11 protein-coding genes and 1 pseudogene are annotated in these 14,429 nt (G+C 73.0%); 9 read left to right on the top strand and 3 right to left on the bottom strand.

Going from position 1 to position 14,429, the window contains the following annotated elements; translation table 11 throughout:
* The first annotated feature begins 10 nt into the window (after window positions 1-10).
* From ACIRDU_RS07070 to ACIRDU_RS07055, 4 genes and pseudogenes are all read left to right on the top strand, one after another.
* On the top strand, window positions 11-904 hold the full coding sequence (locus tag ACIRDU_RS07070) for a 2-hydroxy-3-oxopropionate reductase (RefSeq protein WP_403575614.1): 894 nt from the start codon (window positions 11-13) through the stop codon (window positions 902-904).
* 137 nt (window positions 905-1,041) lie between these two features.
* Window positions 1,042-1,296 (top strand): annotated as a pseudogene (locus ACIRDU_RS07065) (catalase-related domain-containing protein); the annotation flags it as partial.
* A 309-nt stretch (window positions 1,297-1,605) separates the two neighbouring features.
* Entirely contained in the window at window positions 1,606-1,842 is a 237-nt protein-coding gene (locus ACIRDU_RS07060; RefSeq protein WP_403575612.1) for a hypothetical protein, read from the top strand.
* Between the two features lie 158 nt (window positions 1,843-2,000).
* Complete coding sequence (locus ACIRDU_RS07055) at window positions 2,001-2,612, top strand: TIGR04222 domain-containing membrane protein (protein ID WP_403575610.1); 612 nt, start codon at window positions 2,001-2,003, stop codon at window positions 2,610-2,612.
* Between the two features lie 84 nt (window positions 2,613-2,696).
* Here the strand turns inward: ACIRDU_RS07055 and gcl are convergent, their stop codons facing one another.
* Window positions 2,697-4,481 carry a glyoxylate carboligase gene (gcl, locus tag ACIRDU_RS07050; RefSeq protein WP_403575608.1) on the bottom strand — a complete coding sequence of 595 codons (1,785 nt, stop codon included), beginning with the start codon at window positions 4,479-4,481 and terminating at the stop codon, window positions 2,697-2,699.
* Window positions 4,482-4,690: 209 nt separating this feature from the next.
* Here gcl and ACIRDU_RS07045 point away from each other — a divergent pair, with 209 nt between their 5' ends.
* Entirely contained in the window at window positions 4,691-5,473 is a 783-nt protein-coding gene (locus tag ACIRDU_RS07045) for a hypothetical protein (RefSeq protein ID WP_403575606.1), read from the top strand.
* A 32-nt stretch (window positions 5,474-5,505) separates the two neighbouring features.
* Window positions 5,506-6,012, top strand: a complete 507-nt coding sequence (locus ACIRDU_RS07040; RefSeq protein WP_403575604.1) for a GNAT family N-acetyltransferase — start codon at window positions 5,506-5,508, stop codon at window positions 6,010-6,012.
* Between the two features lie 18 nt (window positions 6,013-6,030).
* On the opposite strand, the gene ACIRDU_RS07035 is transcribed toward ACIRDU_RS07040, so the two are convergent.
* Window positions 6,031-7,617, bottom strand: coding sequence for an AMP-binding protein (locus ACIRDU_RS07035; RefSeq protein WP_403575602.1), 1,587 nt, complete (start codon window positions 7,615-7,617; stop codon window positions 6,031-6,033).
* Window positions 7,614-9,293 (bottom strand): AMP-binding protein, encoded by a 1,680-nt coding sequence (locus ACIRDU_RS07030; RefSeq protein ID WP_403575600.1) that lies wholly within the window; start codon window positions 9,291-9,293, stop codon window positions 7,614-7,616. Before ACIRDU_RS07030 ends, ACIRDU_RS07035 begins: the two co-directional genes overlap by 4 nt.
* A gap of 125 nt (window positions 9,294-9,418) precedes the next feature.
* Here ACIRDU_RS07030 and ACIRDU_RS07025 point away from each other — a divergent pair, with 125 nt between their 5' ends.
* From ACIRDU_RS07025 to ACIRDU_RS07015, 3 genes are all read left to right on the top strand, one after another.
* Window positions 9,419-10,228 (top strand): response regulator transcription factor, encoded by an 810-nt coding sequence (locus ACIRDU_RS07025; protein ID WP_403575598.1) that lies wholly within the window; start codon window positions 9,419-9,421, stop codon window positions 10,226-10,228.
* Between the two features lie 204 nt (window positions 10,229-10,432).
* Window positions 10,433-13,285, top strand: a complete 2,853-nt coding sequence (locus tag ACIRDU_RS07020) for an AAA family ATPase (RefSeq protein WP_403575596.1) — start codon at window positions 10,433-10,435, stop codon at window positions 13,283-13,285.
* 203 nt (window positions 13,286-13,488) lie between these two features.
* Window positions 13,489-14,280 (top strand): S1 family peptidase, encoded by a 792-nt coding sequence (locus ACIRDU_RS07015; RefSeq protein WP_403575594.1) that lies wholly within the window; start codon window positions 13,489-13,491, stop codon window positions 14,278-14,280.
* Window positions 14,281-14,429 lie beyond the last annotated feature (149 nt).

Below are 14,429 nucleotides of genomic sequence, written 5' to 3'. Positions count from 1 at the left end.
ATCCCCCATCATGAGCAACACCCTTCCCAAGATCGCCTGGATCGGCCTCGGCATCATGGGCTCCCCCATGTCCGAGAACCTGATCAAGGCCGGTTACCAGGTCACCGGCTACACCCTCGAACAGGACAAGCTGGACCGCCTGGCCGCCGCCGGCGGCACCGCCGCCGGCTCGATCGCCGAGGCCGTGCAGGACGCCGACGTCGTCATCACGATGGTCCCCGCGTCCCCGCAGGTCGAGGCCGTCGCCTACGGCCCCGACGGCATCCTGGAGAACGCGAGGTCCGGCGCGCTGCTGATCGACATGTCCTCGATCACGCCCCAGACCTCGGTCGACCTGGCGAAGGCGGCCGAGGACAAGGGCATCCGCGTCCTGGACGCCCCGGTGTCCGGCGGTGAGGCCGGTGCCATCGAGGCCGTACTGTCCATCATGGTCGGCGGCGAGCAGGCCGACTTCGACGCCGCGAAGCCGATCCTCGAAGCGCTCGGCAAGACCATCGTGCTGTGCGGTCCGCACGGTTCCGGCCAGACCGTGAAGGCCGCCAACCAGCTGATCGTCGCCGTGAACATCCAGGCGTGCGCCGAGGCCGTGGTCTTCCTGGAGAGGTCCGGCGTGGACCTGAAGGCGGCACTGGACGTCCTGGGCGGCGGGCTCGCCGGGTCGACCGTACTGACCCGCAAGAAGGACAACTTCCTCGGCCGGGACTTCAAGCCGGGCTTCCGGATCGACCTGCACCACAAGGACATGGGCATCGTCACGGACGCCGCCCGCAACGTCGGTGCGGCGCTGCCCGTCGGCGCCGTGGTCGCCCAGCTGGTCGCGAGCCTGCGTGCGCAGGGCGACGGCGGCCTGGACCACTCGGCGCTGCTGCGGGCCGTGGAGCGGCTCTCCGGCGCGCAGATCTGACCCCTGCTCGACCCTCGTGGCCCCGGGGGTTCCCCAGAGCCCGGGCGGCGCCGCTCCTGACACCTGTCCTGTCGCGCCCAAAGGGGCGGCGCCGCCCGGAACCAGCCCTGCCCTCCGCTTCGACGAACCGCGGCCGCCCGCTGGCGGTGAGCGGCCACACGGGCACCCACGAGGCGCCCCCGCACACCAAGGACGACGACTTCTTCCAGGCCGGCGAGCTGTTCCGGCTGATGTTCGAGGAGAAGTCCCGTCTGGTCGCGAACATCGCCGGCGGCCTGTCCCAGGTCTCCCGTGACGACGTGATCGAGAAGAACCTCGCGCACTTCCACGCCGCCGACCCCGAGTACGGGCCGCGCGTGGAGGAGGCGGTCCGCGCCCTGCGCGAGGACTGAGACTCCCTGACCGTGCCCGACCGCCCGGGGCGACCCGGATGAGGGGTGGTCCCCCGGGCACGGGCACGGTCAGGGCGCGGACCGCGGCGGCTGCGAGCCAGTGCGGTGGTGAAGGGCCCGGGCCGGCTTCTCGACCTGAGGGAAGCCCGCTCCGGAGCCCGTCGCACCCGCCGCGGTCCCACGTACTGCCCCTCTCCCCCCCCAGACCCCGTCCGGCGGCGCGAACGTCCTGTCGCGCCCAGCCTCGCGCCGCCGGACGGCCAGCCCCCTCAGGGTGCGGAACCGTCCCGTTCGCAGCAGCCTGAAGGCATGGCACCTCCCACCGAGCAGCCGCATGTCGTGGTCCACGCCCCCGCCCTGGACGGCTCCCGCCGGGTCACCCTGGGCGAGGAGCCGCTGGGTATCGCCACCCACAGCGACGACGTCGCCGAGATCCTGCGCCTGGCCGACCTGTACGTCACCGATGTCGCGGAGAGCGACCTCGTCGAGTGGCAGGGCGGCGGCCCGGACGACTGGCCGGGGCTGTCGGAGCACCACCAGGCGTGAGCGCGCCTACGCCACCGGTCGTACACCTCGTACGGCACCCTCAAATCAAGCTCTGAACCCGGCCCCGGGGGCTTCAACCGCCCCCGGGGCCGGGCACATTCTCCTCACACGGGGCCCGTCGGCACGGGGGCGGCGGGCCCCGGTACGGGGGTGAAGCCATGAGTGACGGTACGGCGGTCCGGCTGGAGCCGCACGAGATCGCACTGCTGGGGGAAGGCCCGCGGGCCGCCGTCACCGTCGCCGTGGTGGATCTGTATCTGCGGGGCCTGGTGGAGGCGGACCGGCCCGGGGCGATGCGGAGGGCCACCGGGGACGCCGTGACGGGGGAACCGCCGCCGTCTCCCCTCGCCGAAGCGGTGCACACGTTCCTGCGCGAGCCCGCCGGCCTCCGGGCCCTGACGAAGGCCCCGGACATCCGGCTGGCCGTGGCGCTCATGCGCATCCCGCTCGCCGAGGCCGGCCTGCTGCGCTACCCGCTCCTCGGCCCCACGCGCGCCGCCCGCCGCCACATCCGGGACCTGCGGCACGACCACCCCCTGCCGACGAGCAGACGCGGCCTGCCGGACCACGACCGGCTGCTGGCCGTAGCCCTGCACGGCGAGGCGGCCCTGCGTCTGCTGGTGCCGCGCTTCGCCCTGCGGGCGGGTCTGGTCCGCCGGGCCGAGGTGGGCGGCACAGGCCTCCTCGAGCACTCGCCGCGCGGCACGAGCGGCGGCGGGGGCGGCTACTCCTACTGCGGCGGAGGCGGCGGGGGCGGGGGCGGGGAGTGAGGTGTTCACGGCCCAGGGGGTGCCGCGAACGCGTGAGGGGCGGCCCGTCCTCCCGGACGGGCCGCCCCTTCTGCCGCGTGGGCCTCAGACCTTCAGCGGCTTGATCGACGTCGGCGCGTGCCCCGGCTCCGTGGCGATCTCCTCGAACTCCACGACGTTGCCGATGTCGTTGGTCGTCGACATGGAGATGTTGGTGACGCGCTCCAGGATCGCCTCGACGACGACCGGGACCCGGTACTGCGCGGCGAGCTTCTTGGCCTGCTCGAAGGCGTCACCCAGCTCGGCGGGGTCGGTGACGCGGATCGCCTTGCAGCCGAGGCCCTCGGCGACCTTGACGTGGTCGACCCCGTAGACGCCGATCTCCGGGGAATTGAGGTTCTCAAACTCCAGGTTGACCTGGAAGTCGATGTCGAACGCCCGCTGCGCCTGCCGGATCAGCCCCAGATAGGAGTTGTTCACCAGGACATGGACGTACGGGATCCTGTGCTGCGCGCCGACGGCGAGTTCCTCCAGCATGAACTGGAAGTCGTAGTCGCCGGAGAGGGCGACGACGGACGCCTCCGGGTCGGCCTTGGCGACGCCGAGCGCGGCCGGGATGGTCCAGCCGAGCGGGCCGGCCTGACCGCAGTTGATCCAGTGCCGGGGCCGGTAGACGTGCAGCATCTGCGCCCCGGCGATCTGCGACAGGCCGATGGTGGAGACGTACCGGGTCTCCGGGCCGAAGGCCTTGTTCATCTCCTCGTAGACGCGCTGCGGCTTGATCGGGATGTCGTCGAAGTGCGTGCGGCGCTGGAGGGTCGCCTTGCGCTCCTGTGCGGCGGCGGCCCATGCGGAGCGGTCGGGCAGCCTGCCGGCGGCCTTCAGCTCCTCGGCGACCTCGACGAACAGCCCCAGGGCGGCCTTGGCGTCGGAGGCGATGCCGTAGTGCGGGGCGAAGATCTTGCCGATCTGGGTCGGCTCGATGTCGACGTGGACGAACGTCCGCCCGGCCGTGTAGACGTCGAGCCTGCCGGTGTGACGGTTGGCCCAGCGGTTGCCGATGCCGAGGACGAAGTCGGACTCCAGGAAGGTCGCGTTGCCGTAGCGGTGCGAGGTCTGGAGGCCGACCATGCCGGCGTTCAGCTCGTGGTCGTCGGGCAGCAGACCCCAGCCCATCAGGGTCGGGACGACCGGGGTGCCGGTCAACTCGGCGAATTCGACGAGGAGTTCGGCGGCATCGGCGTTGATGACGCCGCCGCCCGCGACGATCAGGGGCCGCTCGGACGCGTTCAGCATCCCGAGCGCCTTCTCGATCTGGGCGCGGGTCGCGGCGGGCTTGTAGACCGGGAGCGGCTCGTAGGTCTCCGGGTCGAACTCGATCTCCGTCAGCTGCACGTCGATCGGCAGGTCGATGAGGACCGGGCCGGGGCGGCCGGAGCGCATCAGATGGAAGGCCTGCTGGAAGACGCCCGGGACCTGCGCGGCCTCCAGGACGGTGACGGCCATCTTGGTGACCGGCTTGGCGATGGAGGCGATGTCGACGGCCTGGAAGTCCTCCTTGTGGATCACCGCGGTGGGGGCCTGGCCGGTGATGCACAGGATCGGGACGGAGTCGCCGATCGCGGAGTACAGGCCGGTGATCATGTCGGTGCCGGCCGGGCCCGAGGTGCCGATGCACAGGCCGATGTTGCCCGGGCGGGTACGGGTGTAGCCCTCGGCCATGTGCGAGGCGCCCTCGACGTGCCGGGCGAGGGTGTGGGCGATACCGCCGGAGGCTTTGAGCGCCGCGTAGAAGGGGTTGATCGCCGCGCCCGGGACACCGAACGCGTCGGTGACGCCCTCGCGCTTGAGGATCTCAACTGCCGCGCGGGCAGCGGTCATTCGAGCCATCGAGTACTCCTGCTTCGGCTGTCGGATTCGCACTCCCGTCGCGCCCCGCGGTGAGCTCTTCCGTATTTCGGAATTTGTTTTCTACTATCTGGAATGAATGTATGCGGGGCGGGTGAAGGGCGTCAAGAGACGGCAAGCGCCGGACAGGGCGGGGCCCGAGGGAGCACGATGGGCACACCGTCCCGATACGACACGGTTCTGGAGTGGTCATGGCCGAGACCGTTGCGGTGCGCTGCCCGGCCTGCCGCCGCGAGCACCGCTACACGGCTCCGGTGTACCCCTGCGTGTGCGGTGCGCCGGTCGCCCCGCGACTGGACCGCGACGGCCCGGCGACGCCCGTATTGCACCGGGCCTGGCAGGACGACTGGGTGACGGTGCGGTGCCGGTCCTGCGGGCGGCGCGGCGAGTGGCCACGCCCCGAGGTGGGGTGCGCGTGCGGGGTGGTGCTGCGGGTGGCGGTGGTGGAGGGCCCGGGCGGGGACGGCGGAGGGGATCAGGACGACGCGTGCGACCGGGACGCCTCAGCCCGCCCCGGCCCGACGACCGGCCCGCCCGAGACCGCCACCGCCGATGCCACCCCTCGCGCCGCCTCCGTCCGGCCTGCCTTCCGGTCCGTCACCATCCGCACGGCTCTCGACGCCGTCACCGCCACCGCGCTGTATCTGCGCCGGCTCGGCTACGGCGGTGTCCGCCGGGCGGACCAGCGGCCCCCGTCCGGCATCGGACTGGCCGCCCGCGGCGTCCTCGCGCAGGTCGACCCGGCCGTGCGGCCGGCGACACTGCGGGACGTGGAGTGCCTGTGGCTGACGGCCATGACCGAGTCCGCGCAAGGCCTCTACTTCTCCCTCACCGGGTACGCGGACGACGCCCGGGCCCGCGCCGACGCCCTGGGCGTCCCGTTGTTCGTCCTGGACCTCACCGGCACGCCGAGGCCGGTGAACGCCCCGGCCGAGACGCTGGCCGCCACCCGCCGCGGGAAGCGGGCACCCTGACGCCGGGCCCCGGCGCACCGCATACTCGGCGCATGCGGATCCGCCCCGCCACCCGAGCCGAACTCCCGGCCCTCCAGGACATCGAACGGGCCGCCGGCGCCTCCTTCCGCGACCTCGGCATGCCGGAGATCGCCGACGACGAGCCGCCCGCGCTCGACGTCCTGGAGCGCTACCGCCGGGCGGGCCGCTGCTGGGTCGCGGCGGACGACCGGGACCTGCCGGCCGGCTACCTCGTCGCGGAACCCGTGGACGGCGCCCTGCACATCGAGCAGGTCTCGGTCCACCCGCGCGCCGCACGCCGGGGCGTGGGCCGCGCCCTCCTGTCCCACGCCGCCGACCACGCCCGCGAGGAGGGTCTGACCGCCCTGACGCTGACCACCTTCACGGAGGTCCCGTGGAACGCCCCCTACTACGCGCGCCTCGGCTTCCGTCCCCTCCCCGAGGCGGACCTCACACCCGGTCTCCGCGAGATCCGCGCGACGGAGGCGGCACACGGCCTGGACCGCCGGCCACGGGTGTGCATGCGCGCACCGTTGTGACCGGCGGGCCGGCGCCGCTCAACCGTCCGCGAACCTCTCCCGCAGTTCCACCTTGCGCACCTTTCCGGACACCGTCATCGGGAAGGAGTCGAGGATCCGCACCCGGCTCGGGATCTTGTAGTGCGCCAGCCGCCCCTCGCAGAAGACCCGCAGTTCCTCCGCCGTCGGCGGGTCGGCAGGGTCGCGGGGGATGACGCAGGCCAGGACCTCCTCGCCGTAGCGCTCGTGCGGGACGCCGACGACCTGGACGTCCTGGATCTTCGGGTGGCCGTAGAGGAACTCCTCGATCTCGCGGGGGTAGATGTTCTCCCCGCCCCGGATGATCATGTCCTTGATGCGGCCGACGATCTCGACGTAGCCGTCCTCGCGCATCACGGCGAGGTCGCCCGTGTGCATCCAGCGGCCCGCGTCGACGGACTCGGCGGTCTTCTCCGGCTCGTTCCAGTAGCCGAGCATCACGCTGTAGCCGCGGGTGCACAACTCACCCGGCGTGCCACGCGGTCGGGTGACACCCGTGGCCGGGTCGACGATCTTCACCTCGATGTGGGGCAGGACCCGGCCGACCGTGCCGGTGCGGTGCTCCAGGTCGTCGTCCCTGCGGGTCTGGAGCGACACCGGGGACGTCTCGGTCATGCCGTAGCAGATGGAGACCTCCGCCATGTGCATCTCGGCCACCACCCGCTTCATCACCTCCACCGGGCAGGGCGAGCCCGCCATGATGCCGGTGCGCAGGGACGAGAGGTCGTAGGAGGCGAAGTCGGGGAGGTTCAGCTCCGCGATGAACATGGTCGGGACGCCGTAGAGCGAGGTGCAGCGCTCCTGCTGTACCGCCTCCAGGGTCGCCTTCGGGTCGAAGGACGGGGCCGGGATGACCATGCAGGCGCCGTGCGAGGTGGCGGCGAGGTTGCCCATGACCATGCCGAAGCAGTGGTAGAAGGGCACCGGGATGCAGATCCGGTCCTGTTCGGTGTAGGCGATCAACTCACCCACGAAGTAGCCGTTGTTGAGGATGTTGTGGTGGGAGAGGGTCGCGCCCTTCGGGAAGCCCGTCGTGCCCGAGGTGTACTGGATGTTGATCGGGTCGTCGCAGGAGAGTTCGTCGTACGCCGCGTCGGGGGTCGCCCGTCCCAGCAGCGTCTCCCAGCTCGGGTCGCCGAAGTGGACCACCTCCCGCAACTCCGGGACTGCGCCGCGGACTTGCTCGACCATCGCCCGGTAGTCGCTGGTCTTGTGGCTGAGGGAGGCGAACAGCAGGGACACGCCGGCCTGTTTCAGGACGTACTCCACCTCGTGGGTGCGGTACGCCGGGTTGATGTTCACCATGATCGCGCCGATGCGGGCGGTGGCGTACTGGACGAGCACCCACTCGGGGCAGTTGACCGCCCAGATGCCGACGCGGTCGCCCTTGGCGACGCCGGAGGCGTGCAGGGCGGAGGCGAGCTCGTCGACCGCCGCGCCGAATTCGGCGTACGTCCAGCGCCGTCCGGACGGCACGTCGACCAGTGCCTCGCGGTCCGGCCAGGCGGCCACCGCCCGGTCCAGACTGGCCCCGATGGTGTCGCCGAGCAGCGCCGTCCCGCTGGTGCCGTGGCGGTAGGAGTTCACCGGAAGTCCTCCTCGCGGTACTCGGCGTCCGACCCGGCCGCCGTGGCCTCGCGCAGCTCGATCCGGCGGATCTTGCCGGAGACGGTCTTGGGCAGGTCGCCGAACTCCAGGCGCCGGATGCGCTTGTAGGGGGCCAGGGCCTCGCGGGAGTGCTCGAACAGGACCTTGGCGGTGTCCGGGCCGGGCTTCCAGCCCTCGGCCAGCACGACGTACGCCTTGGGGACGGCCAGCCGCAGCTCGTCCGGGGCGGGCACGACCGCCGCCTCGGCGACCGCCTCGTGCTCCAGCAGCGCGCTCTCCAGCTCGAACGGGCTGATCTTGTAGTCGGAGGCCTTGAAGACGTCGTCGCTCCGGCCGATGTACGTCAGATACCCCTCGTCGTCCCTGGAGGCGACGTCTCCCGTGCGGTAGTAGCCGCCCGCCATCGCCTCCGCCGTGCGGTCCGCGTCGCCGTGGTAGCCGGTCATCAGGCCGACCGGGCGGTCCGACAGGTCGAGCGCGATCTCTCCCTCGGCGGCGCCCGGCGCACCGGAGACGGGGTCGAGCAGTTCGACGCGGTAGCCGGGGCTGGGCCGGCCCATCGAGCCGGTCTTGAGCGGCTGGCCGGGGCTGTTGGCGACCTGGACGGCCGTCTCGGTCTGGCCGAAGCCGTCCCGGATGGTGACGTTCCAGGCGCGGCGGACCTGCTCGATGACCTCCGGGTTGAGCGGCTCACCGGCCGCGACGACCTCGCGGGGCGGGGTACGCAGCTGCGTCAGGTCCGCCTGGATGAGCATGCGCCACACGGTCGGCGGGGCGCAGAAGGTGGTGACGCCCGCCCGGTCCATCTCGGTCATGAGACGAGCGGCGTCGAAACGCGTGTAGTTGTGCAGGAAGACAGTCGCCTCGGCGTTCCACGGGGCGAAGAGATTGGACCAGGCGTGCTTGGCCCAGCCGGGGGAGGAGATGTTCAGGTGCACGTCGCCGGGTTTCAGGCCGATCCAGTACATGGTCGACAGATGGCCGATCGGATACGACGTATGGGTGTGCTCGACGAGCTTGGGCCGGGCGGTGGTGCCCGAGGTGAAGTAGAGCATCAGCGGGTCGTCGGCCCGGGTGGGGCCGTCGGGGGTGAAGTCGGCGGAGGCGCCGTAGGCGTCGTCAAGCGGCAGCCAGCCGTCCGGCACGGCACCGGCGGCGTCCGCGGCGATGCGCGTGTAGTCGCCGGGGACCTCGGCGAACTTGCCGGTGTCCTCGGTGCGCGCGATGACGTGCCGGACCCGGCCGCGCTCGACCCGGTCACGCAGGTCGGCGGGGCCGAGCAGCGGGGTGGCCGGGATGACCACCGCGCGCAGCTTCATCGCGGCGAGGGCGGTGATCCACAGTTCGGCCTGGTTGCCGAGCATGACGAGGATCCGGTCCTCGGCGCGCACACCCCGGGCGCGCAGCCAGGTGGCGAACTGGGCCGACCGTACCGACATCTCCCCGAAGGACAGCTGGGTCTCGCGGCCGTCCTCCTCGACGAGGTGCAGGGCGGTGCGGGCGTTGCCGTCGGCGATCTCGTCGAACCAGTCGAGCGCCCAGTTGAAGTACGCGGGACGCGGCCAGCGGAAGCCCTCGTACGCCGTCGGGTAGTCCTCGCGGTGTTCCAGCAGGAAATCCCGCGCGTCGCGGAACAGCTCCGTCGCCGATGTCATCTGTCCTCCTGGGTGCCGGACCATTGCCGGGCGGCTCTGAGCCATCGTGTAATCCGTGATGCAGGTCTCACTACCCCCGAACGGGGGGTGCGCCCGCACAGGAGCCGTAGTGAAGGGGCGATCAGGTGACAGCAGACCCGTCCGACGTGGTCGAGATCCGCGACGCGCTGCTGCGTCTGCGGCGCACCACCGGCCTGCCGGTCGCCTTCGGCGGCCTGATGGAGGCCGGGCGGCAGATGCGCATCAGCGAGCTGAGCGGCACGGCGACGCACGCCCTGCGGTCGTTGGTGGTGACGTCCGGCACCGGTCTTGGCGGCAAGACGGTGGCGCTGTCCCGGCCGTGCGTGGTGACGGACTACTCGGCGTCGCGGCAGATCAGCCACGAGTACGACGCCCCGGTGGCCGTGGAGGGGCTGCGCTCGGTGCTGGCCGTGCCGGTGGTGGTGCGAGGCCGGGTGCGCGGGGTGCTGTACGGGGCGCTGCGCACGGCCCTGCCGCTGGGTGGGCGGACGCTGGACACGGCCGTCGAGGCGGCACGGGACGTGGAGCGGGCGCTGGCCGTCCGGGACGAGGCCCGCACACTCGCCGCGGGGGCCGGGGCGGGCCCGGGGTGGGAGCAGGTGCGGGAGGCGCACGCGGCGCTGCGGGCGCTGGCACCGCGGATCACGGACCCGTCACTGCGCGCGGAGCTGCTCGGCGCGTGTGCGCTGCTGACGGCCGACACGGGCGCCGCGGCGCGGGTCCGGCTCGCGCCGCGCGAGGTGGACGTGCTGGCGTGCGTCGCCGCGGGGGCCACGAACGCGGTGGCCGCGGAGCGGCTGGGCGTGACGCCCGAGACCGTCAAGGGGTACCTGCGGTCGTCCATGCGGAAGCTGCGGGCCCGCACGCGTGGCGAGGCCGTGGTCGCCGCGCGCCGGGCGGGATGGTTGCCGTAGGTTTGTGGTGTTTTCCGTGGTGCCTGCACGATCACTTCGCCGACGGGTTCCGGGCGGGGCACCGGCCTCGTGTTCCGCGGCATTCGGGAGTCCGATGAATTCGCCCGCCGGCACGTGTTGTTATTTCCCTCACGACGCCGTCCCTCCGAAATTCAAAGAGCTGTTGCCTAATATTGGCCAGGACACGACACAGGGAGGGGAGCGGTGACCGTGCGACGGGACTTCCAGGAGCCTCCCAGGAGCCGCCCCGACCTGGTCATCGGCCGGGAGGATTTGTTCACATCGGCGCGTGAGCAGCTCGGCCGAGGGGGCAGCGTGCTGCTCCACGGGCCGGCCGGAATTGGAAAGTCGACGGTCCTGCGGGCGCTGGCCGCGGATTACGGCGGCGCGGGCCGGACGGTGTTGCGCTGCTCGGCGACCGAGTCCGAATCGCACCTGCCCTTCCTGGCCCTCGCCGACCTCTTCGGGCTGGTCCTGGACGACGTGTCCGGTGCGCTGCCCGGCGCCCAGCGCACCGCCCTGGAGTCGGCGCTCACCGGCCGCGGCGAGTCCACGCTCCAGCGGGACGGGCTCGCACTGCGCCTGGCCGTGCTGTCGGCGCTGCGGGCCCTCGCCGCCAAGGGCCCGGTGCTGGTGGTCGCCGACGATCTGCAGTGGCTGGATGCCGCCAGTGCCGAACTGCTCGGCTTCGCGGCCCGCCGGCTGGGCGACACGCCCGTGCAGATGCTGTGCGCGGTGCGGACCGAGGGCCAGGAGTACGACCGCCATCTCCCCGCGTCTCCGCCCGACACGCTCGCCGTGCGGCTGGGCCCGCTGAACCGTACGCAGGTCTCGGCGCTGCTCGACCACCGCGGCTACACGCCCCTGTCCCGCTCCACGATCCGCGACATCCACCGCACGAGCGGCGGCAACCCGCTCTTCGCGCTGGAACTGGGCAGGGCCCTGGCCGAGAGCCCGGCCCGGCCCCGGCCAGGTGAGCCGCTGCCCGTGCCCACCTCGCTGCGGGCCCTGGTGCTGAGCCGGCTGGAGATGCTGTCCGACGAGGCACGCCGCACCCTTCTCGTGGCCAGCGCCGGTGCCCGCCCCACGCTGGCGCTGCTGCACGCGGCCGGGCGGGAGCACGCCGAGGCCGAGACGGCCCAGGCGGCGGCCCTGGGGCTGCTGGCCACGGACCCCGAGGCGCCGGCCCTGCGGTTCGCGCATCCGCTGATCTCGGCCGCGCTGTACGCGGAGGCCCCGGCGCAGGAGCGGCGGGCCGTGCACGCGGCGCTGTCCACGGCGGCCTCCGACCCGATCGAGCGGGCCCGGCACCTGGCTCTGGCGACCACCGGCACCGACCCGGACGTGGCGGCCCGGCTCGCCGAGGCCGGTGCGCTGGCCCTGGACCGCGGGGCCCCCTCCGTGGCCGCCTCGCTCGGGCTGCTCGCGGCCCGGCACACCCCGGCGGACAGCACCCCGGGCCCCGACGAGCGGCGGCTTCAGGCCGCGGAGGACGCGATCACCGCGGGCGAGGCCGATCTCGCCCGGGACATCGCACGCGACGTACTGACGCGTGCCACCGTGCCCGCCGAGCGGGTCCGGGCGTGGATGGTGGTCATCGAGGCGGCCGGGCAGGCCCTCGGCGAGGTCGACGCCGTCTTCCCGCAGGTCCTGGCCGACGCGGGCGACGACCCGCGCCTGCTCGCCCAGGTCCACTACCAGCTGGCCTGGCGCGGCCTGGTCGTCGAGGGCGACTTCGCCGAGGCCCGCCAGGAGGCCGCGCACGCGGCGGAGCTGGCCGCCCGGGGCGGGGACCGGCGCACCGAGCTGATGGCGCTGTCCTTCCAGGCCTCCACCGAGACCCTGATGGGCCACCCGGACGCGCCCGTGACCGTCAAACGGGCACTGAAGGAACCCCAGGACCCCTACGTGGCCTGCCACCACAACGGCGCCGGGTCGGCGCGGTTCCGCTGGCTGATCATGAGCGACCAGCTGCCCGAGGCGCGGGCGACCATCACCGCGCTGCTGCGCGAGGTGCGCCGGCGCGGCATGGTCGAGAGCGAGGTGCACTTCCTGCGCTTCCTCGCCGACACCGAACTGCGCTCCGGGCACTGCGGCCGGGCTCTTGACCTGGCCCGCGAGAGCCTGCGGCTCGCCCGGGACTCCGGGATCGGCGAGGGCGCCTCCGCCATGCTCGCCTCCCTCGCGGAGGCCTCGGCCGGGGACGTCGACCGGGCCCTGGCCCTCGCCCGGGAGGCGGCGGACCACGCCGAGGTCGACGGCGACCAGATGTACCTGTCCCGGGCCCTGGCGGCGCTGGGCTACGCCCAGTTGGTGGCCGGCGACCCGGCCGCCACCGTCCGTTCGCTGCGCCGGGTGCGGGAGCTGGAGCAGGGCCTCGGCATCAACGACCCCGGGCGCGGCCGCTGGCACGGCGACCTCGCCGAGGCCCTGGTCCGCATCGGCGAGCCGGGCGAGGCCCAGGACGTCATCGACACGACCCGGGCGCACGCGCTGCGGCTGGGCCGGCAGAGCGTGCTGGCCGTCCTCGACCGGGCCGAGGCGCTGGTGCGGGCCGCACGCGGCGAACACGAGGCCGCCGTCGTGCGGTTGACGTCCGTGCAGGACCGGCTCGGGCGGCTCGGGTACGGCCTGGAGGAGGCCCGGGCGGCCTTCGCGCTGGCCCGGCTGCGTACCCAGGCCGCCGCCTTCCCGCGCACCGGCGCCAGGCCCCTGCCGGGGCCCGCGTCGTACGACGAGGCCGCCCGGCTGTTCCGGCGCTGCCGCGCGCTGCCCTGGCTGCGGCAGGTCGACGCGGCGGCCACGGCCGGTCCCACGGCGGTGGAACCGGCCGCCGCCGCGCCGGCCGTCGCCCTCGACGCCCTGGAGGGCCTGGCCGCGATGGAGCGTCAGGTCGCCTCGCTGGTGATGGAGGGCGCGACCAACCGGGAGATCGCGGCGCGCCTGTTCATCAGCGTCAAGACCGTCGAGGCGACCCTCACCCGGGTCTACCGCAAGCTCGGGATCCGCTCCCGGGTGGACATCGTCCGTCTGGCCGCGGGCCGCCGAACGACCTGACCCCACCTGGGTTTACGGGGCCCGACCGAGGGTTATCCCTGCCCAACTCCCTTAGGGGGTTCCCTCATTGGGAGCCCCCTCGTCCGGGCTCTAGCTTTGGGGCGTGCCGCTCGCCGGGCACACGGAGATCCGAACAACGGCGTCAGGGTCCCCGTGCACCACCACCCGCGCGACCCCCCACCGGCAACTCCCCAAGGAGACCCATGTTCGGGCTCAACGCTGCCAAGAAGGCCGCCGCCGTCGCCGCTGCGACCGCTGCCGCCGCCACGACCGCACTGCTCGCCGCCCCCACGGCCGTCGCCGCGCCCCAGCCGATCGTCGGCGGTACCACGACCACGACGTCCGCGTACCCGTTCGTCATGCAGATCACGGACGCCTCGCAGAACCAGTTCTGCGGCGGCACGCTGGTCTCGCCCACGAAGGTCGTCACCGCCGCGCACTGCATGGTCGGCGAGACCACCGGCAGCGTGCGCGTCGTCGGTGGCCGCACCTACCGCGACGGCACCAACGGCACGGTCAGCAGAGTCAGCAGGATATGGATCCACCCGAGCTACACCGACGCCACCAACGGCGACGACGTGGCCGTGCTGACGCTGTCGACGTCGATGCCGTACACCCCGGCGAAGTACGTCTCGTCCTCCCAGACCTCGGTGTACGCGGCCGGCGCCACCGCCCGCATCCTCGGCTGGGGCACCACCGCCTCGAACGGCAGCAGCTCCAACCAGCTGCGCACCGCGACCGTACCGACCGTGTCCGACTCCAGCTGCGCGAGCTCCTACGGCTCCGACTTCGTGCAGAGCGACATGGTGTGCGCCGGGAAGACCTCCGGCGGCGTGGACACCTGCCAGGGCGACAGCGGCGGCCCCCTGCTCATCGGGGGCGTCCTGGCAGGCATCACTTCCTGGGGCGAAGGCTGCGCCCAGGCCGGTTACCCGGGTGTCTACACCCGGCTGACCACCTTCTCCAACCTGGTCACGACGCAGGTCAACTCGTGACCGCGCACTAGCTCCTGAGTACCCCTCAGGTGAAAGACCAGGGGGGGGGGGGGGGGGGGGGGGGGGGGGGGGGGCGGGGCCCGCCCCCCCCGCCCCCCCCCGCGCGGGGGGGGGGGGGGGGGGGGCGGGCGGGGGGGGGGGGGGGCGAA

It is taken from the genome of Streptomyces sp. NPDC093598 (assembly GCF_044764825.1).
Classification (GTDB): domain Bacteria; phylum Actinomycetota; class Actinomycetes; order Streptomycetales; family Streptomycetaceae; genus Streptomyces.
The sequence above is the reverse complement of the archived record's forward strand: the minus strand, read 5'-3'. Positions and strand labels throughout refer to the sequence as shown.